Source organism: Pseudomonas sp. S3_E10, assembly GCF_054667615.1.
This window is the reverse complement of record NZ_CP162743.1, coordinates 3,846,585-3,869,886: the sequence shown is the minus strand read 5'-3', so window position 1 is coordinate 3,869,886 and position 23,302 is coordinate 3,846,585. Positions and strand designations below refer to the sequence as shown.

Annotated in this window: 24 protein-coding genes; 4 read left to right on the top strand and 20 right to left on the bottom strand. The window is 60.1% G+C overall.

Annotated elements, in window-relative coordinates:
- Positions 1-44 precede the first annotated feature (44 nt).
- The 4 genes from AB4N98_RS17665 to leuA all read left to right on the top strand — a co-directional run bounded on the left by AB4N98_RS17665 (position 45) and on the right by leuA (position 5,154).
- Positions 45-935, top strand: coding sequence for a LysR family transcriptional regulator (locus tag AB4N98_RS17665; protein WP_116079267.1), 891 nt, complete (start codon positions 45-47; stop codon positions 933-935).
- 10 nt (positions 936-945) lie between these two features.
- Positions 946-2,325, top strand: a complete 1,380-nt coding sequence (gene xseA, locus AB4N98_RS17660; protein WP_017530005.1) for an exodeoxyribonuclease VII large subunit — start codon at positions 946-948, stop codon at positions 2,323-2,325.
- A gap of 3 nt (positions 2,326-2,328) precedes the next feature.
- Positions 2,329-3,150, top strand: a complete 822-nt coding sequence (locus tag AB4N98_RS17655) for a M23 family metallopeptidase (RefSeq protein WP_017530006.1) — start codon at positions 2,329-2,331, stop codon at positions 3,148-3,150.
- A gap of 324 nt (positions 3,151-3,474) precedes the next feature.
- Positions 3,475-5,154, top strand: a complete 1,680-nt coding sequence (gene leuA, locus AB4N98_RS17650; RefSeq protein ID WP_017530007.1) for a 2-isopropylmalate synthase — start codon at positions 3,475-3,477, stop codon at positions 5,152-5,154.
- A 168-nt stretch (positions 5,155-5,322) separates the two neighbouring features.
- Here the strand turns inward: leuA and AB4N98_RS17645 are convergent, their stop codons facing one another.
- The 20 genes from AB4N98_RS17645 to cysE form a co-directional block, all read right to left on the bottom strand.
- Positions 5,323-6,114, bottom strand: coding sequence for an amidohydrolase (locus AB4N98_RS17645; protein ID WP_068936957.1), 792 nt, complete (start codon positions 6,112-6,114; stop codon positions 5,323-5,325).
- Positions 6,102-7,250: a pyridoxal phosphate-dependent aminotransferase gene (locus AB4N98_RS17640; RefSeq protein ID WP_460148845.1), complete on the bottom strand. Its 1,149-nt coding sequence runs from the start codon at positions 7,248-7,250 to the stop codon at positions 6,102-6,104. The genes AB4N98_RS17645 and AB4N98_RS17640 overlap by 13 nt, the downstream gene beginning before the upstream one ends.
- 133 nt (positions 7,251-7,383) lie before the next feature.
- A complete protein-coding gene (gene der, locus AB4N98_RS17635; protein ID WP_017530010.1) occupies positions 7,384-8,853 on the bottom strand; it encodes a ribosome biogenesis GTPase Der in 1,470 nt (489 codons plus the stop codon).
- Between the two features lie 134 nt (positions 8,854-8,987).
- On the bottom strand, positions 8,988-10,139 hold the full coding sequence (gene bamB / locus AB4N98_RS17630; RefSeq protein ID WP_017530011.1) for an outer membrane protein assembly factor BamB: 1,152 nt from the start codon (positions 10,137-10,139) through the stop codon (positions 8,988-8,990).
- Complete coding sequence (locus AB4N98_RS17625) at positions 10,132-10,773, bottom strand: YfgM family protein (RefSeq protein ID WP_017530012.1); 642 nt, start codon at positions 10,771-10,773, stop codon at positions 10,132-10,134. Before AB4N98_RS17625 ends, bamB begins: the two co-directional genes overlap by 8 nt.
- 41 nt (positions 10,774-10,814) lie before the next feature.
- Entirely contained in the window at positions 10,815-12,104 is a 1,290-nt protein-coding gene (hisS, locus tag AB4N98_RS17620; RefSeq protein ID WP_017530013.1) for a histidine--tRNA ligase, read from the bottom strand.
- Positions 12,105-12,125: 21 nt separating this feature from the next.
- Complete coding sequence (gene ispG / locus AB4N98_RS17615; RefSeq protein ID WP_003175952.1) at positions 12,126-13,235, bottom strand: flavodoxin-dependent (E)-4-hydroxy-3-methylbut-2-enyl-diphosphate synthase; 1,110 nt, start codon at positions 13,233-13,235, stop codon at positions 12,126-12,128.
- A 2-nt stretch (positions 13,236-13,237) separates the two neighbouring features.
- Positions 13,238-14,230 carry a RodZ domain-containing protein gene (locus AB4N98_RS17610; RefSeq protein ID WP_017530014.1) on the bottom strand — a complete coding sequence of 331 codons (993 nt, stop codon included), beginning with the start codon at positions 14,228-14,230 and terminating at the stop codon, positions 13,238-13,240.
- Entirely contained in the window at positions 14,230-14,988 is a 759-nt protein-coding gene (gene pilW / locus AB4N98_RS17605) for a type IV pilus biogenesis/stability protein PilW (RefSeq protein WP_460148844.1), read from the bottom strand. The genes AB4N98_RS17610 and pilW overlap by 1 nt, the downstream gene beginning before the upstream one ends.
- Positions 14,989-15,000: 12 nt before the next feature.
- Positions 15,001-16,149 (bottom strand): dual-specificity RNA methyltransferase RlmN, encoded by a 1,149-nt coding sequence (gene rlmN, locus AB4N98_RS17600; protein WP_017530016.1) that lies wholly within the window; start codon positions 16,147-16,149, stop codon positions 15,001-15,003.
- 29 nt (positions 16,150-16,178) lie between these two features.
- The gene (ndk, locus tag AB4N98_RS17595; RefSeq protein ID WP_003175956.1) at positions 16,179-16,604 is read right to left on the bottom strand and encodes a nucleoside-diphosphate kinase; all 426 of its coding nucleotides are present in this window, start codon (positions 16,602-16,604) and stop codon (positions 16,179-16,181) included.
- A gap of 92 nt (positions 16,605-16,696) precedes the next feature.
- Entirely contained in the window at positions 16,697-16,900 is a 204-nt protein-coding gene (iscX, locus tag AB4N98_RS17590) for a Fe-S cluster assembly protein IscX (RefSeq protein ID WP_017135947.1), read from the bottom strand.
- A 14-nt stretch (positions 16,901-16,914) separates the two neighbouring features.
- Positions 16,915-17,256, bottom strand: coding sequence for an ISC system 2Fe-2S type ferredoxin (fdx, locus tag AB4N98_RS17585; RefSeq protein ID WP_015885743.1), 342 nt, complete (start codon positions 17,254-17,256; stop codon positions 16,915-16,917).
- Between the two features lie 3 nt (positions 17,257-17,259).
- Entirely contained in the window at positions 17,260-19,122 is a 1,863-nt protein-coding gene (gene hscA / locus AB4N98_RS17580; RefSeq protein WP_065876686.1) for a Fe-S protein assembly chaperone HscA, read from the bottom strand.
- Positions 19,123-19,175: 53 nt separating this feature from the next.
- A complete protein-coding gene (gene hscB, locus AB4N98_RS17575) occupies positions 19,176-19,697 on the bottom strand; it encodes a co-chaperone HscB (RefSeq protein WP_017530020.1) in 522 nt (173 codons plus the stop codon).
- An 8-nt stretch (positions 19,698-19,705) separates the two neighbouring features.
- Positions 19,706-20,029, bottom strand: coding sequence for an iron-sulfur cluster assembly protein IscA (gene iscA, locus AB4N98_RS17570; RefSeq protein WP_003209680.1), 324 nt, complete (start codon positions 20,027-20,029; stop codon positions 19,706-19,708).
- Between the two features lie 28 nt (positions 20,030-20,057).
- Complete coding sequence (iscU, locus tag AB4N98_RS17565) at positions 20,058-20,444, bottom strand: Fe-S cluster assembly scaffold IscU (protein ID WP_017530021.1); 387 nt, start codon at positions 20,442-20,444, stop codon at positions 20,058-20,060.
- Positions 20,445-20,543: 99 nt separating this feature from the next.
- A complete protein-coding gene (locus AB4N98_RS17560; RefSeq protein ID WP_017530022.1) occupies positions 20,544-21,758 on the bottom strand; it encodes an IscS subfamily cysteine desulfurase in 1,215 nt (404 codons plus the stop codon).
- A 50-nt stretch (positions 21,759-21,808) separates the two neighbouring features.
- Positions 21,809-22,300 (bottom strand): Fe-S cluster assembly transcriptional regulator IscR, encoded by a 492-nt coding sequence (gene iscR, locus AB4N98_RS17555; RefSeq protein WP_003194020.1) that lies wholly within the window; start codon positions 22,298-22,300, stop codon positions 21,809-21,811.
- A gap of 218 nt (positions 22,301-22,518) precedes the next feature.
- Positions 22,519-23,301 carry a serine O-acetyltransferase gene (cysE, locus tag AB4N98_RS17550; protein ID WP_017530023.1) on the bottom strand — a complete coding sequence of 261 codons (783 nt, stop codon included), beginning with the start codon at positions 23,299-23,301 and terminating at the stop codon, positions 22,519-22,521.
- Position 23,302: the final 1 nt, after the last annotated feature.

Sequence of the window (23,302 nt, the reverse complement as noted above, 5' to 3'; positions counted from 1 at the left end):
TAATATCTTCAAAGCCCTCTACCCATCTCGAAAAGGCATGACGCGTGATCTCCACCCGCCAACTGCGCTACTTCGTCGAAATCGCCGACAGTGGCAGCTTCAGCACGGCCGCCGAACGCCTGTTCGTGGCGCAATCGGCCCTGAGCCGGCAAATCAAGGCCCTCGAAACCCAGCTGCAAACACCGCTGTTCGAGCGCACCGCGCGCCAACCGCGCCTGACCGCCGCCGGCGAAGCCTTTTACCCACGGGCGCGCAACCTGCTGAGTGAGTTGCTCAAGGCCAGCGAACTGGCTACCCAAGTCGGCAATGGCCAGCTCGGCACCCTGCGCCTCAGCCATTCGAGCACCGTGCCGATGAGTGGTCGTTTGTTGCAGGGCATCAGTACCTGGCTGGCACGCTGCCCAGAGGTGTCGATGAATATCGTCAAATTGTCCTCCGAAGCCCAGTTGGAAGAGATCGCCGAGGGCCGCCTGGAAATCGGCCTGCTGCGCTTGCCGGTGTTGCGCCAGCGCGAGGGGGTGAGCATATTGCCTTTATATAGCGAACAGGTGTTGCTGGCGGTGCCGTCGAATCACCCGTTATCACACACCGACAAGCCCATCGAACTGGGGCAACTCAAGGATGAGGCGTTTATCTCGATCCCTCACCCTCAGCGCGGTGGCCTGAGCTATCTGTCGGCTGAACTGTGCATGCGTGCCGGATTTTTCCCCAAGGCGGCGCGCGTCATGTCGCGCAAGACCACCCAGTTGCAACTGATCCAGGCCGGTTTCGGCATAGCCTTGTTACCAGAATCCATGCAGGACATCGCCCCCGCCAATGTGCGTTTTTTACCCCTGGCCGACCCGGACTGCCTGAGCACCGTGGCGCTGGCCTGCCAGCAGGCACCGGGCCCGCTGGTGGAGCAATTCTGCCAAACCTTGCGCGAATGCCTATAAACTGCCGCCCATGATTAAAGACCCCTTTGCCCGCCTGGGCCTGGACCGCGAAGTCCTGACTGTCAGTCAACTCAACGGCCGTGCGCGGGTGTTGCTGGAAGACGTATTCACCAATATCTGGGTCGAAGGCGAGATCTCCAACCTCGCCCGCCCGGCCTCCGGCCACGTGTACTTCACCCTCAAGGACAGCGGTGCGCAGGTGCGTTGCGCCCTGTTTCGCAATAACGCCGCCCGGGTGCGCCAGGCGCTGAAGGATGGCCTGGCGGTGAAAGTGCGCGGCAAGGTCTCGCTGTTCGAAGGCCGTGGCGATTACCAACTGATCCTCGACACCGTGGAGCCGGCCGGTGACGGCGCACTGCGCCTGGCCTTCGATGCGTTGAAGGAAAAGCTCAGCGCCGAAGGCCTGTTCAGTGCCGAGCGCAAGGTGCCGCTGCCGGCCCACCCTCGGCGCATCGGCATTATCAGCTCGCCTACCGGTGCGGTGATACGCGACATCATCAGTGTGTTCCGCCGCCGCGCGCCGAACATTGAACTGACTCTGATCCCGACGGCCGTGCAAGGCCGCGAAGCAATCGCGCAGATTGTGCGTGCGCTGAAACTCGCCGATGCGCGTGGCTTTGACGCGCTGATCCTGGCGCGTGGCGGCGGCTCGCTGGAAGACCTCTGGTGCTTCAACGAAGAGGCCGTGGCGCGCGCGGTGGATGCTTGCGTCACCCCGATCGTCAGCGCCGTGGGCCATGAAACCGATGTGTCCATCAGCGACTTCGTGGCGGATGTGCGCGCGCCCACCCCGTCTGCCGCCGCTGAACTGCTGGCGCCGGACGCCAGTCACCTCGTGCGCCAGGTGGAAAACCTGCATCGCCGCCTGGTGATGCTGATGCGCAATCGCCTGGCCCACAACCGCTTGCGCCTGGAAGGCATGGCGCGTCGCCTGCGCCACCCCGGCGAGCGCCTGCGCCAGCAGGCTCAGCGCTTGGACGATCTGGACATGCGCCTGCGCCGAGCATTCGAGCGCAGCCTCAATACCCGCCGCGAACGCTTGATCCGCCTGGAAACCCGCCTTGCCGGTCAGCACCCTGGCCGCCAGTTGGCCCTGCTGCGCCAGCGCCTGGACAGCCTTGCCGAACGCCTGCCCCGCGCCATGCGCGAAGGCCTCAAGGCACGGCGCCTGCAACTGCAAAGCCAGGTGCAGACGCTACAGGTGGTCAGCCCGCTGGCAACCCTGGGCCGTGGCTACAGCATCCTGCTGGATGAACGGGGCCAGGCCATCCGCAACGCGGCGCAAACCCACACCGGCCAGCGCCTCACCGCGCGTCTCGGCGAAGGCCAATTGCAAGTGCGGGTGGAAGACAACCACCTCACACCCGTCACCCTTTCGTTATTGGATTGATTGATGCCACGTTTCTTAAGTTTGTTGCTGCTGCTGTGCCTGGCCTTTAACGCGCATGCCGATAGCTACATCAGTCGCACCTTGAACAAACCGGTGCCGGGGGGCGTTGCAGTGGTCGACCTCGGGCCTTCGGCCGGCGCGCCCAAGGCCAGCTATCAGGGCAAACCGGTGCTGGTGGTCAAGGAGCAGGACAATTGGCTGGCGATTGTCGGCATCCCGTTGAGCGTCAAGCCGGGTAACGAGCGCATCAGCAGTGGCGGGCGCAGCCTGCCGTTTATCGTCGGCTACAAGAAATACCCGGAACAGCGCATCACCTTGAAGAACAAAAGCCAGGTCAACCCGGCCCCCGCGCAACTCAAGCGCATCGAGGCGGAACTGGCGGTGCAGATCAAGGCCTATCGCAGCTTCAGCCCCAACCTGCCGAGCAATCTGGTGCTGGATAAGCCGGTGAACGGGCCGCTGTCGAGCAAGTTCGGTGTGCGCCGGTTCTTCAATGGCGAAGAACGCAACCCGCATTCGGGACTGGATTTTGCGGTGCCGGCGGGAACACCGATCAAGACCCCGGCGAACGGCAAGGTGATCCTGGTGGGTAACTACTTCTTTAACGGCAATACCGTATTCGTCGACCACGGCCAGGGCTTTATCAGCATGTTCTGCCATATGTCCAAGATCGACGTGAAGGTGGGCCAGCAACTGGTACGCGGTACGGTGGTGGGCAAGGTCGGCGCGACTGGCCGCGCCACCGGCCCCCATATGCACTGGAATGTGAGCCTGAACGATGCGCGGGTCGACCCGGCGATTTTCATCGGGGCGTTCCAACCTTGAATGAAGCGATTGCGCGCTGGATAACCGACGCGCAATTTAATCTAGCCTCCAAGCAATTCCAAACCATAAAATCCCGTTTCTCACGAATATAAAAGAACTTCTCTCAATTTTTAGCGACTGCTTGCCATCTTTCACCCCGACGGTTAGGGTTGAGCTTATGAAAACCTCTCACACCCTCATTCAGCTTCGCCAGCACCGCAGCCTGTGCCTCGTCAGCGCACGACTGCCAGGCTGAATCGATCTGCCTCGTCCCCAAGCTTTATCCCCAAACAACAGTTCTACGGCAGGCCGCCTTTTCTCGGCCCTACAACAAAGGATTTCCCGATGAGCATGCTCAAAGACCCGTCTTCGAAGTACCGTGCGTTCCCGACTATCGACATCCCGGACCGCACCTGGCCATCCAAAACCATCACCACCGCGCCGATCTGGTGCAGTTCCGACCTGCGTGATGGCAACCAGTCGCTGATCGAGCCGATGGACGCGGTGAAAAAGCTGCGCTTCTGGAAGACCCTGGTTGCCGTCGGCGTGAAGGAAATCGAAGCCTCGTTCCCCGCTGCGTCGCAAACCGACTTTGACTTCGTGCGTACCCTGATCGAAGACAACCACATCCCCGAGGACACCACCATCCAGGTGCTGACCCAGGGCCGTGAAGACTTGATCGCGCGTACGTTCGAATCCCTGCGCGGCGCCAAAAAAGCCATCGTGCACTTGTACAACGCCACGTCGCCGTCGTTCCGCCGTATTGTGTTCAACCAGGACAAGGATGGCATCAAGGCCATCGCGGTCAACGCCGCCAAGCTGTTCGTCAAATACGCCGCCCAGCAGCCGGAAACCCAGTGGACGTTCGAGTATTCCCCGGAAACCTTCAGCGCCACTGAGCTGGAATTCGCCAAGGAAGTCTGTGATGCAGTGATCGAGGTGTGGAACCCGACGCCTGAGCACAAGATGATCCTCAACCTGCCGGCCACTGTCGAATGCGCCACGCCAAATATCTATGCCGACCAGATCGAGTGGTTCGGTCGCCATATCAACCGTCGTGACAGCGTGATCATCAGCTTGCACACCCACAACGACCGTGGCACCGGCGTAGCCGCCACCGAGCTGGGCCTGATGGCCGGCGCCGACCGTGTCGAAGGCTGCCTGTTCGGCAATGGCGAGCGCACCGGCAACGTCGATCTGGTGACCGTGGCACTGAACATGTACACCCAGGGCCTCGACCCGCAGCTGGATTTCTCCGACATCGATGGCGTGCGCAAAGTGGTTGAAGAGTGCAACCAGATCCAGGTGCACCCGCGTCACCCGTACGTCGGCGACCTGGTGCACACCGCGTTCTCCGGCTCCCACCAGGACGCCATCCGCAAAGGTTTCAGCCAGCAGAAAGACGATGCCCTGTGGGAAGTGCCGTACTTGCCGATCGACCCGGCGGACATCGGTCGCAGCTACGAAGCAGTGATTCGTGTGAACAGCCAGTCGGGTAAAGGCGGTATCGCCTACCTGCTGGAGCAGGAATACGACATCAGCTTGCCGCGTCGCATGCAGATTGAGTTCAGCCAGGTGGTACAGGCCGAAACCGACCGCGTGGGCCTGGAAATGACTGCACCGCAGATCTACGCCTTGCTGCAACGCGAGTACCTGCAAGCCAACACCCCGTACGCGCTGGTCAGCCATCGCTTGCAGGAAGAGAACGGCAACAGTTTTGTCGAGGTGGAAGTTTCCGGCAAGGGCCAGGGCGAGACCAACCTGCATTGGAAAGGCAAAGGCAACGGCGCCCTGGAAGCGCTGGTGGCCGGTTTGCCGATTGGCGTGGAGATCATGGACTACAACGAACATGCGATCGGTGCGGGCACCAACGCCAAGGCGGCGGCCTATATCGAGCTGCGCGTGAATGGCGAACGCCCGGTGCACGGTGTGGGTATTGACGAAAACATCACCACCGCCAGCTTCAAGGCGCTGTTCAGCGCACTGAATCGTTCGTTGAGCCAGCAAGAAGCGAAGGCGGCGTAAGCTATCGTCGCAATGCAAAAGGCCCCTGGGTGAGAATCCAGGGGCCTTTTTATTGAGTTTCAGATTTGGGTTGCCTGATAGCGCCTCATCGGGTTCAAGCCCCCTCCCACATTTTGAATATATTCACAAATCAAGGTGTGGGAGGGGCTTGCCCCCGATAGCGGTCTGTCAGACAAACTGAAAGCTATCGGCATCCAGGTTCGCCGGGAATCGGCTGCGATAAGCAGACAACTCGGCCGCATCCAGCATCACCTGGAACACCCCGTCCGCCTCCCCCGCACTCAGCAAGGTTTCGCCCTGGAAATCCAGCACCTGGCTGTCGCCGGTATAGGCAAAGCCTTTGCCGTCCGTGCCCACCCGATTCACCGCCGCCACATAGCACAGGTTTTCAATCGCCCGCGCCGGCAGTAGACGGTTCCAGTGCTGACGTCGCGCGCCCGGCCAGTTGGCGGTGTACAACAGCAGGTCCGTATCCTGGGCATCGCGGCTCCACACCGGGAAGCGCAGGTCATAGCAAATCAGCGGCCGAATGCGCCAGCCCTTCAACTCGACCTGCACCTGGCGCTCGCCGGGGGTGTAGTGATCGTGTTCACCCGCCATACGGAACAGATGGCGCTTGTCATAGTGCAACACCTCGCCATCCGGCCGTGCCCACAGCAGGCGGTTGCGGTGACTGCCGTCGGCAGCCTGGATGATCACGCTGCCAGTGATCACCGCGTTGTACGTTGCCGCCTGGGCTTGGAGCCAAACATGGGTCGGACCGTTTTCAGGCTCGGCCAGGGCGGCCGACGCCATGGAAAACCCGGTCGTGAACATCTCCGGCAGCACGATCAAATCGGCGCCTTTGGCCTGTGCCAGCAGCAACTCGAAGTGATCAAGATTGGCTTGGCGGTCGTGCCAGGCCAATGTGGTCTGGATCAAAGCAATATTCAGATTCGGCAGTGCACTCAGATCACGCATAGTTTTTCAGCTGCTTGTCGCAGCGTCTCCTCGCGTTTGGCGAAGCACAGACGCACCAGGCGCTGGCCCTGGGGTGGGTTCTGGTAGAACACCGAGACTGGGATAGTGGCCACGCCGTGCTCACGGGTCATCCACAGCGACATGGCCACGTCGTCCAGGTCGGGGCGAATCCGGGAGTAATCCACCAGCTGGAAGTAGGTACCGGTAACCCGCGCAAAGCTGAAACGCGACGGCGCCAGCAGGTCACAGAACAGGTCGCGCTTGGCCTGGTAGAACGCCGGTAGTTCGTCGACATGTTCCGGGTGGTCGGCCATGAAGTCGGCCAGCGCGAACTGCAATGGCGTCACGCCGCAGAAATTGACGTACTGGTGCACCTTGCGCAGTTCTGCGGTGAGCGCGGGCGGCGCGACGACGTAGCCGGTTTTCCAACCGGTGACGTGGTAGGTCTTGCCAAACGAACTGACCACGAAAGCACGCTGATACAGCTCTTCGTGAGCCAGCACGCTGACATGAGGCACGCCATCGAATACCAAGTGTTCGTAGACCTCGTCGCTGACCAGGTAGATGTCACGGTCGCGGATCAGGTCGGCCAGTTGGTCCAGCTCGGCACGGCTGATCAGCGCGCCTGTGGGGTTGTGCGGCGTGTTGAGGATGATCATGCGTGTGTGGGGCGACAGCGCGGCCTGGATCTGCTCGAAGTCCAGCGCAAAGCCCGGCAGGCTCAGTTGCACATGCACGCACCGGCCCCCGGCCAGTTCCACCGAAGGCTCGTAGCTGTCGTAGCTGGGGTCGAACACGATGACTTCGTCGCCGCTTCGAATCACGGCCTGGATCGCACAGAAAATCGCGGCGGTGGCGCCGGGGGTGATGGTCACTTCGGTGTCGGCATTGACCGTGGCGCCGTAGCTGCGCGCGATCTTGGCCGCCACCTGCTGGCGCAACGCCGGCAGGCCGGTCATCGGGGAATATTGATTATGGCCGCTGGCAACGTGTTTGCCCACGGCGTCGAGCAAACCCTGGGGGCCATTGAAGTCGGGGAACCCCTGGGACAGGTTGAGCGCGCCGGTTTCGGCGGCGAGTTGTGACATGGTGGTGAAAATAGTCGTGCCGACATTCGGCAGCTTGCTGGTGATCATGGGAGCCCCCTTCGGGTGAGCTACAAGTTTTAAGCTGCAAGCTGCAAGCGGGTCAAGCGACAAACCACCGGACACAAAAAAGGGCTCCAAGGGAGCCCTCTCTTGCAGCGTGTCGCTTAACCTGAAGCGGCTGCTATTTCTTATCGCGGCGCTTCTTGTCGGCCTTCTTGTGGTGAGTCATCAAACGACGCTTCTTGTTCACCTGACGGTCGGTCAGTGTGTTCTTATTGCCTTCGTATGGGTTCTCGCCACCCTTGAACTCGATACGGATCGGCGTACCGACCAGTTTCAAGACACGGCGGTAGGTGTTTTCCAAATAACGCACGTAGGACTTGGGCACCTTCTCGATCTGGTTACCGTGGATCACGATAATCGGCGGGTTGGCACCGCCCAGGTGGGCGTAACGCAGTTTGATCCGGCGGTTGTTGACCATCGGCGGCGCGTGCTCGCCGACCGCATCTTCCAGGATCTGGGTGAGGCGGTTGGTCGGCCAGCGGGTCACCGCGGACTTGAACGAGTTCTGCACGGACGCGTAGAGGTTGCCCACGCCGGTACCGTGCAGGGCCGAGATAAAGTGGATATCGGCAAACTCAACGAAGAACAGGCGACGCTGCAGCTCGATCTTGACGAAATCGCGCTCGCTCGGCGTCATGCCGTCCCACTTGTTGATCGCGATTACCAACGCCCTACCGGCTTCCAGGGCAAACCCCAGCAGGTTGAGGTCGTGGTCCACCACGCCTTCGCGGGCATCCATCACGAAGATCACCACGTTGGCGTCTTTGATCGCTTGCAGGGTTTTGACCACGGAGAACTTTTCAACTTCCTCGTGGATCTTGCCGCGTTTGCGCACACCGGCGGTGTCGATCAGCGTGTACTTCTCGTCGTTACGCTCAAACGGGATGTAGATGCTGTCGCGAGTGGTGCCGGGCTGGTCATAGACGATGACGCGGTCTTCACCGAGCATGCGGTTGACCAGGGTCGACTTGCCGACGTTCGGGCGGCCGATGATGGCGATCTTGATGCCGTCTTTTTCACTTGGGCCAGGAATGCGCTTGGCTTCCTCACCTTCGGCAACGATCTCTTCCTCGCCTTCCTCTTCCTCAGCGTCATCCTTGGGGAAATCGCGCAGGGCAATTTCCAGCATTTGGGTGATGCCGCGACCGTGGGCGCCAGCGATAGGGATTGCGTCGCCCAGGCCCATCGGGCTGAATTCGGCACGGGCCTGCTCAGGATCGATGTTATCGATCTTGTTGGCGATCAAGTAGGAACGCTTGTTGCGCTTGCGCAGGTGCTCGCCAATCATCTGGTCGGCAGCGGTGTAGCCCGCACGGGCGTCCACAAGGAACAACACGACATCGGCTTCTTCAATGGCCAGCAGCGACTGCTCGGCCATTTTTTCGTCCATGCCATGCTCGTCACCGGAGATACCCCCAGTGTCGACAATAATATAGGAGCGCCCTTGCCACTTTGCCTCACCGTATTGGCGATCACGGGTCAGACCGGACAAGTCGCCGACGATGGCGTCGCGAGTCCTGGTCAGGCGGTTGAACAAGGTGGACTTGCCGACGTTAGGTCGGCCCACCAGGGCGATTACGGGAACCATGCGGCTCTCCACTTCGTTATTTCAGAAAATACAAAAGCCGCTGCAAGGCAGCGGCTGGTGCTCGGGGCAGCATCGTCAGATGCCGCATGCCCCGCCGAAGCAGGGCCGCCTGGGTGTTACCCCAAGCATCGTTCTTACTTGATGGTCAGGGCTTCCAGCTTGCCGCTGTTGCCATACACATAAAGCATGTTACCCACCACCAGCGGACGCGCACGCAGGCCGTCGCTGTCGATACGCTCACGACCTACAAAGCGACCGTCCACCTGGCTCAGCAGGTGCAGGTAGCCTTCGAAGTCGCCGACCGCCACGTAGCTGGAGAATACTTCCGGTGCCGACAGCTGACGGCGAGCCAGGGAGTCGTTGCTCCACAATGCAGTGGTGGAACGCTCGTCGACACTTTCAACGGTGCCGGACGCCAGGCTGACGTAGACGCTGCCAAACCCTTGGGCGACACCGGCGTAGCTGGAAGCATCACGCTGCCAATTGACGCGGCCGCTTTGCAGGTCCAGCGCGGCAACGCGGCCCTGGTAGGTGGCGACATAAAGGGTTTCACCCGACAGCAGCAAGCCACCATCGATGTCCACGACGCGATCCAGTTCCGAACGACCTTGCGGGATGGCCACACGGGTTTCCCAGGCCGGCACGCCGTTCTGGGTGTCCAGGGCGACCACTTTACCGGTCGACAGGCCTGCAACGGCCAGATTGTTGGTCACAACCGGACCACTGGTACCGCGCAGGGTCAACACCGCAGGGGTGCTGTCGTACAACCAACGCTGTTCGCCAGTGCTGGCATCCAGGCCGATGACACGGTCGTCCTGAGTTTGTACCACGACGATATCGCCGTTGGTGGCAGGCGGCGCGAGGACTTCACTGGTCACGCGAGCGCGCCATTTCTCTTCACCGGTGCTGGAATCCAGGGCTACGACCTCACCTTTCAGCGTGCCGACCATCACCAGGCCGTAACCCACGCCTACGGCGCCGGACACTGGCAACTCGAGGTCTTTCTTCCACTTGACGTCGCCGTTCATGCGATCCATGGAGATCACCACGCCGGTCACGTCAGCGGCCACAATGTTGTCACCGTCGATTGCCGGTACCAACATGTTGTAGGTTTCGCCCTGACCGTCACCGATGGAGCGGCTCCACTGCTTTTGCAGGACCACTTCTTCCTTGAAACTGGTCAGCTCCGCCGGTGGCAGTTCTTTTTTACTGTTGCTGCTGCAACCCGCGGCCAGAACGGCCAGAGCCAGCAATGCTGCATGTTTCCAACGGATCACGTCACGCATCCCCTTTGGCCAAGTCGTCCAGCTTGATTTGTAAGCCACCGACCGCCGCTTCATCAGACAGCGCCGCCTTGGCTTTTTTATACGCAGCATTGGCTTCGTCGGTACGACCCAATTGGACCAACAGGTCGCCCTTGAGCTCTTCGCGAGTGGCTACAAATGCCTTGTCCGCATCGCCGTCGAGCAGTTTGAGTGCTTCGTCAGCCTTATTTTGTGCCGCCAGTACCTGGGCCAGACGCTGACGTGCGATTTCGCCCAGGGTCGGGTTGGCTGGCTTGTCAGCGATTGCCTTGAGTTCTGCGCCAGCGTCATCCAGCTTACCGGTGTCGACCGCAACTTTCGCGACGAACAGGCTACCGTATTGGGCGTAGGTGCTACCGCCGAATTCGTTTTTCAGCTTGCCGGCCAGGTCCGCAACTTGCGCCGGATCGGGCTTGCCGCTAGGCGTCAGCGTGGTTTCCAGCAGTTGCTGATAGAGGATCGAGGCGCCCTGGGACTGGTTGGCCTGATACTTGTGCCAGGCTTGCCAGCCGAACACCACCACTAAAGCCAGCAGACCGCCGGTAACCAGAGGCTTGCCGTTACGCTGCCACCAGTCCTTGAACTCGGCCAGTTGCTCATCATCAGTACTCGACACCCCAACACTCCTTAATCGCTAAATTCGGCTGTTCGACAGCTTCAACCCTGCACGACGCAGGTGGCCAAGTGCGCAGCGAGCGCATCGAAGGCAATGTTCTGTTGCTCACCCTGGCCACGCAGGGGCTTGAAACCTATCACTTGCTGGGCCAGTTCGTCATCGCCGAGGATCAGCGCATACAGCGCACCGCTCTTGTCGGCCTTCTTGAACTGGCTCTTGAAGCTGCCGGCACCGGCGTTGATCTGCAGGCGCAGGTTCGGCAGTTGGTCACGCACCTTCTCGCTCAAGGCCAGGGCAGCCAGTTCGGCGGCTTCGCCAAACGCACAGAGGTACACGTCCACCTGACGGGAGATTTCTTCCGGGACCTGCTCCAGGGTTTCCAGCAGCAGGATCAGCCGCTCGATACCCATGGCAAAGCCTACGCCCGTGGTCGGCTTGCCGCCCATCTGCTCGACCAGGCCGTCGTAACGGCCGCCCGCGCACACGGTGCCCTGGGCGCCGAGCTTGTCGGTGACCCACTCGAACACGGTTTTACTGTAGTAGTCGAGGCCGCGCACCAGTTTCGGGTTGATCACGTAGGGAATACCGGCCGCGTCCAGACGAGCCTTGAGGCCCTCGAAGTGCGTGCGGGATTCATCGTCCAGGTAGTCGGCCATTTTCGGCGCGTCGATCAGTACGGCCTGGGTGTCGGCGTTCTTGGTATCCAATACGCGCAACGGGTTGGTCTTCAGGCGACGCTGGCTGTCTTCGTCCAGCTTGTCCAGGCGAGCGGAGAGGAACTCCACCAGGGCTTCGCGATAGCGACCGCGGGACTCGCTGGTGCCCAGGCTGTTGAGCTCAAGCTTGACCGCATCGCGGATGCCCAGCATGCCCCACAGGCGCCAGGTCAGCACGATCAGCTCTGCGTCAATGTCCGGGCCGTCGAGGTTGAACACTTCGAGGCCGATCTGGTGGAACTGGCGATAACGGCCTTTTTGCGGGCGTTCGTGACGGAACATCGGGCCGATGTACCACAGTTTCTGCGGTTGACCGCCGCCGGTGAGACCATGCTCAAGCACGGCGCGCACGCACGCTGCGGTCCCTTCCGGACGCAAGGTCAGGGAGTCGCCGTTGCGGTCTTCAAAGGTGTACATCTCTTTTTCGACGATGTCGGTCACTTCACCGATGGAGCGTTTGAACAGCTCGGTGAACTCAACGATCGGCATGCGGATCTGCTTGTAACCGTAGTTATCCAGCAGACGCGCGACCGTGTTCTCGAAGTAGCGCCACAGGGGCGTCTGCTCCGGCAGGATGTCGTTCATGCCACGAATGGCTTGCAGAGACTTGCTCACATCAAATCCTTAAATTCGTTCTTAGCCGCGTGCGATAAGCGCTGCGTCAGCGGCGACCTTCTCGGCCGCTTTCTCGCGGATCAGCTTTTCCAGCTCATCCACAAGATTGTCATTCGTTAACTTCTGCGACGGTTTGCCATCGATGTAGATCAGGTTCGGAGTTCCGCCGGTCAAGCCCACATGGGCTTCCTTGGCTTCACCCGGCCCGTTGACCACACATCCGATCACGGCGACATCCAGCGGCACCAGCAGGTCCTCGAGGCGCAACTCCAGGTCGTTCATGGTTTTCACCACGTCGAAGTTCTGCCGCGAGCAGCTCGGGCAGGCGATGAAGTTGATGCCACGGGAACGCAAACGCAGGGATTTGAGAATGTCGTAGCCGACTTTCACTTCCTCTACGGGGTCTGCCGCCAACGAGATGCGGATAGTATCGCCAATCCCTTCGGCGAGCAGCATACCGAGACCCACCGCAGATTTCACTGTGCCTGAGCGCAAACCGCCCGCTTCAGTGATACCCAGGTGCAACGGTTGCACGATTTCCTTGGCCAGCAAGCGGTAGGCTTCAACCGCCATGAACACGTCGGAGGCCTTTACGCTGACCTTGAAGTCCTGGAAATTCAGGCGTTCAAGGTGCTCGACGTGGCGCAGCGCCGACTCAACCAGCGCCGCCGGAGTAGGCTCGCCGTATTTTTTTTGCAGGTCTTTTTCCAGGGAACCGGCGTTGACGCCGATGCGGATCGGAATCCCGCGGTCACGGGCTGCATCCACCACCGCGCGCACACGGTCTTCACGACCGATGTTGCCTGGGTTGATGCGCAGGCAGTCCACGCCCAGCTCGGCAACGCGCAGCGCGATCTTGTAGTCGAAATGGATGTCGGCAACCAACGGCACCTTGACCAATTGCTTGATGCGGCCAAAGGCTTCGGCAGCGTCCATGTCCGGCACTGAAACCCGCACGATATCGACGCCGGCAGCTTCCAGGCGGTTGATCTGGGCAACGGTGGCGGCCACGTCGTTGGTGTCGCTGTTGGTCATGCTCTGCACTGCGATGGGGGCATCGCCGCCCACCGGCACCGAGCCGACCCAGATCTTGCGCGATACGCGACGTTTGATTGGAGATTCGCCGTGCATGACTATTGTCCCAACTTGATGCGAGCAGTCTCGCCACTGGTGAACGGCGCCACGTCCACAGGCTGGCCGTTGTAGGCCACTTGCGCGCCACGGGCAAAGCCCAGACGCAGCGTCAAAGGAGGCTTGCCGCCCTGGTCGAGCGTATCGCCCTTACGCTTCAGCCCGCTAAACAGCACTTTGCCATTGCCATCGGTGACTTGCGTCCAGCAGTCAGCGATGAACGTAACCTGTACCCGGCCGTCACCGGCGATCAACGCAGGGGTGGTGGGCGGCGAAATGGCGGGCGCTGCCGGGGCGGCCGGCGTAGCGGGCGTCGAAGTAGGTGCCGCAGGTGCATGGGGCTGGGCAGCAACGGAAGCCGCCGGCGTGGCAGGTGCTACCGGAGCAGGTATGGCAGCGGTGGCGGCAGGCGCCGTTTCCGGCACGGGCTGTTCGGTTGCGAGCGGGGCTTCAGGCGTGGCCTGGCCTTCGGCAACGGCCTGGTCTTCGGGCTCATCGAGCGGGTGAATCTGGGTGGTACCATCGGCGCTTTCGACTTCGACATGCTCCATGGCGTTACTGGTCAGGTCCTTGGTGCGCAGGGACGTCTGGTCTTGCCACCACAAAAACCCGCCGCCGATCACGGCGATCAGCAGCAGCAGGCTGACAATTCGCAAAATAGTGTGGGAAACCCGCACCGGTTCTTCGATGCGACCCAAGCCATGGACATTGCTGCCCTGGGAGTCGGTACCGGTGAACTGGTCGAATTGCTGAACCAGGACGGCCTGGTCGATACCCAGCAACTTGGCGTAGGCGCGGATATAGCCGCGGGCAAACGTGTGCCCAGGCAGCTTATCGAACGCACCGGCTTCGAGGTTGGCCAGGGACGTAGTGGTCAAATTGAGCTTGAGGGCCACTTCCGACAGCGACCAACCATTGCTTTCGCGGGCCTGACGCAAGGTGTCGCCTGGGTTTACGCGATTAGCTGCTACAACTTCCGGGTGCGCCGCTTTCATCATTGCTCCGACAGGTATTGCTGATATTCCGGCGTACCGGGATAGAGTCGTTCGAGTTGCTGGCCAAAATGTGCGGCCGTGTCGCGTTCTTCGTGAACCGTCGCCAGGCGTACACCGAGCAATAGACTACGTGCATTCTGCCCGCTGAGCAGGCTAAAACGTTCGTAATAGTCACGTGCCGGCACATAACGCCTGTCTTCGTAAGACAACTCAGCCATTTCGAGCAATGCCCGTGGCTGACGGCTGTTCAGGTGCAGGGCTTTTTCCAACTGCTGGCGAGCGCTGTCGCGCTGGCCCAGCCGCATAGAGGTCACCCCGAGGTTTTCGAACACCCGCGAGCGTTCCGGGTAGAGGGTATCGGCGGATGCTTGCTGGAAATAACGGGAGGCCTGGTCATAACGTTTCTGCTCGAACAGGAAGCTGCCGTAATTGTTCAGCAGTCGCGGGTCCGAAGGACGAGAGGCCAAGGCTTTATTGAAGTAGCGTTCGGCCAGTTCAGGCTCGGCCTGAGCCTGGAACACCAAAGCCAATGCGGCATTGGCATCGGCATCGTCGCCATCCAGCTCAAGGGCTTTTTTCAACGGCACCTTCGCTTGCTCGCTCATGCCCTGCTGCAAATAACCCAAGCCCAATCGCACATAAGCAACTCGCGCTTCGTCACGCCCCTTACCGGTTTGCAAAGGGCTGTCATGGCCCGATGAAACACAACCAGCCGCCAGGCCGGTAACAAGCAGAAGCAGCGCGAGGCGCAAGGGCATAGAGATCCTCTCTCAGATTCGATTCACAGCAATTTGCGGTAGATCGTCGGCGGCGTTCAGTTCACGCACGGCGATATAACGTTCACTGCGTCGGGTACGGTCCATCACCTGCCCAACCAACTGGCCACAGGCCGCGTCGATGTCTTCACCACGGGTGGTGCGTACCGTCACGTTGTAACCTGCCTGGTGCAATTGGTCCTGGAAACGGCGGATGGCGTTGTTGCTCGGCCGCTCGTAGCCGGAATGGGGAAACGGGTTAAACGGAATCAGGTTGATCTTGCACGGGGTGTTCTTGAGCAGCTCGATCATCTCGACCGCGTGCTCGACCTTGTCGTTGATGTCCTTGAGCATGGTGTACTCAATGGTCAGCACGCGCTTTTCACCCAAGGTCGCCATGTAGCGCTGGCAAGATTCGAGCAACATCTTAAGCGGATATTTTTTGTTGATCGGCACCAATTGATTACGCAATGCGTCATTGGGTGCGTGCAGCGACAACGCCAGGGAGACGTCAATGTGCTTGGCCAGCTCATCGATCATCGGTACCACGCCGGAGGTCGACAGGGTGACACGGCGCTTGGAGATGCCGTAACCCAGGTCGTCCATCATCAGGTGCATGGCCGCAACTACGTTGTCGAAGTTCAGCAGCGGCTCACCCATGCCCATCATCACCACGTTGGTGATGGCACGGTCGACGGTTGCCGGGACGCTGCCAAAGGATTTGTTGGCAATCCACACCTGGCCGATGACTTCGGCGGCGGTGAGGTTGCTATTGAAGCCTTGCTTGCCGGTGGAGCAGAAACTGCAGTCCAGGGCACAGCCAGCCTGGGACGAAACGCACAAAGTACCGCGTTTGCCCTGGGGGATATACACGGTCTCGACGCAGCTGCCGGACGCCACGCGCACCACCCACTTACGGGTGCCGTCGCTGGAGATGTCCTCGCTGACAACCTCGGGACCACGGACCTCGGCAATGGCCTTGAGCTTGTCGCGCAGGGCCTTGCTGACGTTCGTCATGGCGTCGAAATCGTCGACGCCAAAGTGGTGAATCCATTTCATTACCTGACCGGCACGGAAACGCTTCTCCCCGATTGAGTCGAAGAATTTCTCCATTTCCGGCTGAGTCAGCCCCAGCAGGTTGGTTTTAACAGTCGATATAGTCATGGATTCACCCTCACTCTTTAAGCCGATGCTTAGCGAGCGGTTACTTCAGTAGCGGCGAAAAAGTACGAGATTTCGCGAGCAGCAGCGGCTTCGGAGTCCGAACCGTGAACAGCGTTGGCGTCGATGGACTCAGCGAAGTCAGCGCGGATGGTGCCGGCAGCCGCTTCTTTAGGGTTGGTAGCGCCCATCAGCTCACGGTTCAGAGCGATAGCGTTTTCGCCTTCCAGAACCTGAACAACAACAGGGCCAGAGATCATGAAGGCAACCAGGTCGCCGAAGAAGCCACGAGCGCTGTGCTCAGCGTAGAAGCCTTCAGCTTCAGCCTTGGACAGTTGCTTGAGTTTCGAAGCTACAACCTTCAGGCCGGCTTTTTCGAAACGAGTGGTGATCTCGCCGATGACGTTTTTTGCAACAGCGTCAGGCTTGATGATGGAGAAAGTACGTTGAACAGCCATGGTGTAACTCCAGAAACGGTAATTTACGAAAAATTAAACCCGCGAATTATACGCGGGTTATTGGGTATTGCCTAACTGCGTAAAAAGTCGGCTCAGTCGTCTGCTTCTTCGATCCACAGACCCTGAATCGCCTCCAGGACCTTTTCGCCACCCCGGTCAGGGATGTCGTCGAATTCCGGCAGTGCCATTACGAGGTCGCGCAACTTGACGAAGTTCACGGTAAGAGGATTGACCTCAGGATGAGCTTCCGCAAGTTGTATAGCGATTTCTTGTACATCAACCCATTTCAGGCTCATGACATTTCCTTGAATCAATGCGGCGCTTCGGCCGCATGGTTGAGGGAATATTTCGGAATTTCGACAGTGATGTCTTCCGTGCCGACCTTTGCCTGACAGCTTAGGCGAGAAGTCGCCTCCAGGCCCCAGGCGCGATCCAGAAAGTCCTCTTCCAGCTCGTCCGCTTCTTCGAGAGAGTTGAAACCCTCGCGAATTACGCAGTGGCAGGTCGTGCAGGCGCAGACACCGCCGCAGGCGCTTTCGATCTCGATATGGTTGTCATGGGCAACTTCGAGGATGGACTTGCCGGTCTCAGCCTCCACAACCATACCGTCCGGGCAATGCTCGGCGTGTGGCAGAAAAATGACCTGCGGCATTAATTATTCCTCGATTTCATTCAGGTTGCGCCCGGCCAGTGCGGCTTTCACCGTCTGATCCATGCGGCGGGCGGCAAAGGCATCAGTCACCTGCGACAGGCGCTTGGTCTGTTGCTCGATGGCGTAACCATCGTTGCCTTTCATCAGTTCGGCCAGTTCCTGCATCTGCAGGTCGATGACCATGCGCTCTTCAGCATCCAGCAGACGCTCGCCGTCGGCTTCCAGGGCGCCCTGCACGGCTTCGAGCAGGCGCTGGGCATCGACTTGCTGCTCGCGCAGCACGCGGGCGACCTTGTCGTCACCGGCATATTGGAACGAATCCTTGAGCATCTTGGCGATTTCGCCGTCGGTGAGGCCGTAGGACGGCTTGACCTGAATGCTGGCTTCAACGCCCGAGGCCAATTCACGTGCTGCCACGCTGAGCAGGCCATCGGCGTCGACCTGGAAGGTCACGCGAATTTTCGCCGCACCGGCCACCATCGCCGGGATGCCGCGCAGTTCAAAGCGCGCCAGGGAGCGGCAGTCGCTGATCAGTTCGCGCTCGCCTTGCAGCACATGAATCATCATGGCCGTCTGGCCATCTTTGTACGTGGTGAAATCCTGGGCGCGTGCGACGGGGATGGTGGTGTTGCGTGGAATCACCTTCTCCATCAGGCCGCCCATGGTTTCCAGCCCCAGGGACAGCGGGATCACGTCGAGCAGCAGCAGTTCGCCACCATCGCGTTTATTACCGGCCAGGGTGTCGGCCTGGATAGCGGCGCCGATGGCGACTACTTGATCCGGGTCGATTTCCGTCAATGGCTGGCGGCCAAACGCTTCGGCAACCGCTTCGCGAACGCGTGGGACGCGCGTCGAACCGCCGACCATGACCACAGCGGCCACGTCCTCCAGCTCGATACCGGAATCACGTACAGCCCGACGGCACGCCTTGAGGCTGCGAGCGACCATCGGTTCGATCAACGCATCAAAAGCTTCGCGAGTCAGTTGAGCGGACCAGCTGCCGTAGGAAACTTCAACAGAATCAGCGTCAGTCAGTGCTTCCTTGGCCGCGCAGGCGGTTTGCAGCAGATTACGCTGCGCGCCAGGGTCCAGGTCAGCCGACAAGCCGGCGCTGGTGATGATCCAGCCGGCAATGGCATGGTCAAAGTCATCGCCACCCAGGGCGCTGTCGCCACCGGTAGCCAGCACTTCAAACACACCGCCGGTCAGGCGCAGGATCGAAATATCAAAAGTGCCGCCGCCCAGGTCGTAAATCGCGACGAGGCCTTCGGCGTGCTGGTCCAGGCCATAGGCCACAGCGGCGGCCGTCGGCTCGTTGAGCAAACGCAGCACGTTCAGGCCGGCGAGCTTCGCCGCATCCTTGGTCGCCTGGCGTTGTGCGTCATCGAAATAGGCCGGAACCGTGATCACCGCACCGACCAGTTCGCCGCCCAAAGTGGTTTCGGCACGCTGGCGCAACACTTTGAGGATATCGGCCGACACTTCCACCGGGCTTTTAGGGCCCTGCACGGTGTCGATGAACGGCATATGGGATTCGCCGCCAACGAAGCGGTACGGCAGCTGGTCGCCCAACTGCTTGACGTCGGACAGACCGCGGCCCATCAAGCGTTTAACCGACAGCACGGTATTCAACGGGTCACTGGACGCCGCCAGCCTGGCCGATTCGCCTACTTCGGTGCGATCGGCGTGATAACGCACGGCAGAGGGCAGGATCACCTGGCCATCAGCGTCGGGCAGTGGTTCGGACAGGCCGCTGCGCAAGGCAGCGACCAGGGAGTTAGTGGTGCCCAGATCAATCCCCACCGCCAGACGACGCTGGTGCGGTTGAGGGCTTTGGCCGGGTTCGGCGATTTGCAGTAGAGCCATGGTAATCAGGTCTTATCTGTCTATCAGGCGTGCATCACGGGCAGCACACTGGGTTAATCGTCGAGGCGCTCTTCTAGCTGGCGCACTTCGTAGGAGAGCTTGTCGAGGAATTGCATGCGCCGCATCAGGCGTTCGGCCTGTTCGCGTTGCGCCGCATCATTCCAACAGGCTGCGAAGCTTTCGTTGAGCTCATCCTGGGCCGTTTTCAGACGACGCTTGAAGACCGCGACACCGGCTATATCAGCCTCGTCCTGCAAGTCTTCGAGTTCTTCGCGCCACTGCATCTGCTGCATCAGGAAGTCCGGGTCGTGCACCGTGACTTCGAGTGGCAGCTCACCGCCGTTCATCGCAAGCAGATATCGCGCGCGCTTGGGCGGGCTTTTTAGCGTCTGATAGGCTTCGTTGAGGCTGGCCGATTGCTCCAGCGCCAAGCGTTGCTCACGCTCGGAGGCGTCAGCGAAGCGGTCCGGATGCACGCCACGCGCCAATTCACGGTAGCGCGCGGCAAGCTGCTCAAGGTCCAGCCGAAAGCTCGGCTGCAGCTCGAATAAAGCGAAATGACAAGGAGTACCCACGAGTAGCCTCAGATGTTGAAGCTTTCGCCGCAGCCACATTCACCGCGCACGTTGGGGTTGTTGAACTTGAAGCCTTCGTTCAACCCTTCCTTGACGAAATCGAGTTCGGTGCCGTCCAGGTAGGTCAGGCTTTTAGGGTCGATGATCACTTTCTCGCCGTGACTTTCGAACACCTGGTCTTCCTCAACCACCTCGTCGACAAACTCCAGCACGTAGGCAAGGCCGGAACAGCCCGTGGTGCGTACACCCAGACGAATCCCCTCACCTTTACCGCGCCCATTCAGGGAGCGGCGAATGTGCTGCGCAGCCGCTTCTGTCATGCTGATAGCCATCGTTGACTCCTTACTCGTCGCCAAATACTTAGATCAAGCCTTTCTTCTGCTTGTAGTCGCGAACGGCCGCCTTGATGGCGTCTTCTGCGAGTACGGAGCAGTGGATTTTCACTGGCGGCAACGCCAGCTCTTCGGCCAGTTGGGTGTTGCTGATCGTCACAGCCTCATCCAGAGTCTTGCCTTTCATCCATTCGGTGGCCAGCGAGCTGGAGGCGATGGCCGAACCGCAGCCGTAAGTCTTGAACTTGGCGTCTTCGATAACGCCAGCTTCGTTGACCTTGATCTGCAGGCGCATTACGTCGCCGCATGCAGGAGCGCCGACCATGCCGGTGCCGACATCAGGGTCTTGCGCATCCATCTTGCCGACGTTGCGCGGGTTTTCGTAGTGGTCGATGACCTTTTCGCTGTAAGCCATGGTATTGAATCCTCACTCATCAGGGCCGCTCTGGAACCCTATAGAAACGCCTGCGTTTTCCGCCACGTTCCTACAGAGCTTGGGTGGCGGCTTCTATAGTTAGTGTGCCGCCCACTCGATCTTGGAAATATCGACACCGTCTTTGTACATGTCCCACAGCGGCGACAGAACGCGCAGCTTGTTGACGGCTTCGCAGACTTTCTGCGCGGCGTAGTCGACTTGCTCTTCGGTGGTGAAGCGGCCGAACGTAAAGCGGATCGAGCTGTGTGCCAGTTCGTCGTTGCGGCCCAGGGCGCGCAGTACGTACGAAGGCTCGAGGGACGCCGAAGTGCAGGCCGAACCGGACGAAACCGCCAGGTCCTTGAGCGCCATGATCAGCGACTCGCCTTCGACGTAGTTGAAGCTCAAATTCAGGTTGTGCGGCACACGGGCGGTCATGCTGCCGTTGATGTACAGCTCTTCAAGGTTTTCGACCTGCTTGTAGAAGCGATCGCTCAAAGCCTTGATGCGCACGTTTTCGGCAGCCATGTCTTCCTTGGCTACACGGAAGGCTTCGCCCATGCCGACGATCTGGTGGGTCGCCAGGGTACCCGAACGCATGCCGCGCTCGTGACCGCCGCCGTGCATGGTGGCTTCGATGCGCACACGCGGCTTGCGGCTTACGTAGAGGGCGCCGATGCCTTTAGGACCATAGGTCTTGTGGGCGGAGAACGACATCAGGTCGACTTTCAGCTTGGACAGGTCGATGTCGACCTTGCCGGTAGACTGGGCCGCATCGACATGCAGCAAAATGCCCTTGGAACGGGTCAGTTCGCCGATGGCTGCGATGTCGTTGATGGTGCCGATTTCGTTGTTAACGTGGATCACGGAAACCAGGATGGTGTCTTCACGCAGCGCGGCTTCGATCATGGCCGGGGTGACGATACCGTCGGTGGTTGGCTCAAGGTAAGTCACCTCGAAACCTTCACGCTCCAGTTGGCGCATGGTGTCGAGGACAGCCTTGTGCTCAATCTTGGTGGTGATCAGGTGTTTGCCCTTGGTCGCGTAGAAATGCGCAGCTCCCTTGATTGCCAGGTTGTCGGACTCGGTGGCACCGGAGGTCCAGACGATTTCACGCGGGTCTGCGCCAACCAGGTCAGCGACCTGGCGACGAGCGTTCTCGACCGCTTCCTCGGCTTTCCAGCCGAATACGTGGGAACGGGAGGCTGGGTTGCCGAAGTTTCCGTCAACCAGCAGGCACTCGCTCATTTTTTGCGCGACACGCGGATCAACCGGGGTAGTCGCAGAGTAATCAAGGTAAATCGGCAATTTCATGGACTTTCTCCTAAATCAGGCTGGCTGGCGCGCCGTTAGCTCTTCGGCTGTTACTCGACGGCGGACGCTTCAATCTTGTCCAGACGCGGCGCCTTGGTGTTGCAACGGCGCTGGTCCTGACGCTGGGCTACTTCTTGCACCTCACGGCGAGTCACAAGATCAGCCAAGCTGATACCACTCAAAAACTCATGGATCTGCAGGCTCAGGTCGCACCACAAATGGTGCGTCAGGCAGGTGTCGCCAGCGTGGCAATCACCCAGGCCCTGGCATTTGGTCGCGTCGACGGATTCGTTGACGGCGTCGATCACCTGGGCTACCTGGATGCCTTGCATGTCACGGGACAACTGATAACCGCCGCCCGGCCCACGTACGCTGGAGACCAGATTGCTACGGCGCAATTTGGCGAACAGTTGCTCGAGGTAGGACAGGGAAATGCCTTGGCGCTCGGAGATATCGGCCAGGGACACCGGCCCAGTTTGCGCGTGCAAGGCCAGGTCAAGCATGGCGGTTACCGCGTATCGGCCTTTTGTAGTCAGTCTCATGGACAAGTACCAAGGTGTTTCGGAATGGGAGCAAGTATGCGATTCCCGAGTATTTAAGTCAACTATAAGACCTAGTACTTTAGTCAGGATTACCCGTAAAAAGGGCGCGCGAATCATAGCAGGATGGGGTGGGAACGAACAGCAAGAACGGGGCCGAGCAAAAACTCCGCGCCCCATGGAGATCAACAGGTGGGAGCAAGCCCCTCCCACCGCAGACCTCAGCTTGCCTTGGTGGCGGCTTCGTCCTTGATCTCGGCAAAGTCTTCTTCGCGCAGCTCGGGCAACTCTTTGGCGCAGTAAGTGCTGCCCAACTCCTTCAGTGCACCGCACATACCCTCCAGTTTGCCGTCCACCGCTTGCAGGTGGTCAAGCAACTGGCCAATGGCGCGCGCCACGGGGTCGGGCATGTCTTCGCTGACACCGTAGGCGTCGAAGCCGATTTTCTCGGCCATCGCCTTGCGCTTGGCTTCTTGCTCATCGCCTACCTGCGGCTTGACGATGATGCGACCCGGAATCCCCACCACGGTTGCGCCTGGCGGCACAGCCTTGGTGACGACAGCATTGGAACCGACCTTGGCACCGGCCCCCACGGTAAACGGGCCCAGCACCTTGGCGCCCGCTCCCACCACCACGCCGTTTTCCAAAGTCGGGTGGCGCTTGCCTTTGTTCCAAGTGGTGCCGCCCAGGGTCACGCCCTGGTACAACGTCACGTCATCGCCGATTTCCGCCGTCTCGCCAATCACGATCCCCATGCCATGATCAATGAAGAAGCGGCGCCCAACCTTGGCTCCCGGATGAATCTCGATCCCAGTCATCCAACGACCAAAATTCGACACCAGACGTGCCAGCCATTTCCAGCCCATCCCCCACAAGGCACCGGACAGGCGATGAATCCAGATGGCATGCATGCCTGGGTAGCAGGTGAGCACTTCAAAAGCGTTGCGCGCCGCAGGATCACGGTGGAAAACACTTTGGATATCTTCTCGCAAACGCTCGAACATT

What these genes read in the sequence shown, in the direction of transcription:
- xseA (WP_017530005.1), top strand. Translation starts at nt 946, where the DNA reads ATGATTAAAGACCCCTTTGCCCGCCTGGGCCTGGACCGCGAAGTCCTG.
- AB4N98_RS17655 (WP_017530006.1), top strand. Translation starts at nt 2,329, where the DNA reads ATGCCACGTTTCTTAAGTTTGTTGCTGCTGCTGTGCCTGGCCTTTAAC.
- leuA (WP_017530007.1), top strand. Translation starts at nt 3,475, where the DNA reads ATGAGCATGCTCAAAGACCCGTCTTCGAAGTACCGTGCGTTCCCGACT.
- AB4N98_RS17645 (WP_068936957.1), bottom strand. Translation starts at nt 6,114, where the DNA reads ATGCGTGATCTGAGTGCACTGCCGAATCTGAATATTGCTTTGATCCAG.
- AB4N98_RS17640 (WP_460148845.1), bottom strand. Translation starts at nt 7,250, where the DNA reads ATGATCACCAGCAAGCTGCCGAATGTCGGCACGACTATTTTCACCACC.
- der (WP_017530010.1), bottom strand. Translation starts at nt 8,853, where the DNA reads ATGGTTCCCGTAATCGCCCTGGTGGGCCGACCTAACGTCGGCAAGTCC.
- bamB (WP_017530011.1), bottom strand. Translation starts at nt 10,139, where the DNA reads ATGCGTGACGTGATCCGTTGGAAACATGCAGCATTGCTGGCTCTGGCC.
- ispG (WP_003175952.1), bottom strand. Translation starts at nt 13,235, where the DNA reads ATGCACGGCGAATCTCCAATCAAACGTCGCGTATCGCGCAAGATCTGG.
- AB4N98_RS17610 (WP_017530014.1), bottom strand. Translation starts at nt 14,230, where the DNA reads ATGAAAGCGGCGCACCCGGAAGTTGTAGCAGCTAATCGCGTAAACCCA.
- pilW (WP_460148844.1), bottom strand. Translation starts at nt 14,988, where the DNA reads ATGCCCTTGCGCCTCGCGCTGCTTCTGCTTGTTACCGGCCTGGCGGCT.
- rlmN (WP_017530016.1), bottom strand. Translation starts at nt 16,149, where the DNA reads ATGACTATATCGACTGTTAAAACCAACCTGCTGGGGCTGACTCAGCCG.
- ndk (WP_003175956.1), bottom strand. Translation starts at nt 16,604, where the DNA reads ATGGCTGTTCAACGTACTTTCTCCATCATCAAGCCTGACGCTGTTGCA.
- iscX (WP_017135947.1), bottom strand. Translation starts at nt 16,900, where the DNA reads ATGAGCCTGAAATGGGTTGATGTACAAGAAATCGCTATACAACTTGCG.
- fdx (WP_015885743.1), bottom strand. Translation starts at nt 17,256, where the DNA reads ATGCCGCAGGTCATTTTTCTGCCACACGCCGAGCATTGCCCGGACGGT.
- hscA (WP_065876686.1), bottom strand. Translation starts at nt 19,122, where the DNA reads ATGGCTCTACTGCAAATCGCCGAACCCGGCCAAAGCCCTCAACCGCAC.
- iscA (WP_003209680.1), bottom strand. Translation starts at nt 20,029, where the DNA reads ATGGCTATCAGCATGACAGAAGCGGCTGCGCAGCACATTCGCCGCTCC.
- iscU (WP_017530021.1), bottom strand. Translation starts at nt 20,444, where the DNA reads ATGGCTTACAGCGAAAAGGTCATCGACCACTACGAAAACCCGCGCAAC.
- AB4N98_RS17560 (WP_017530022.1), bottom strand. Translation starts at nt 21,758, where the DNA reads ATGAAATTGCCGATTTACCTTGATTACTCTGCGACTACCCCGGTTGAT.
- iscR (WP_003194020.1), bottom strand. Translation starts at nt 22,300, where the DNA reads ATGAGACTGACTACAAAAGGCCGATACGCGGTAACCGCCATGCTTGAC.
- cysE (WP_017530023.1), bottom strand. Translation starts at nt 23,301, where the DNA reads ATGTTCGAGCGTTTGCGAGAAGATATCCAAAGTGTTTTCCACCGTGAT.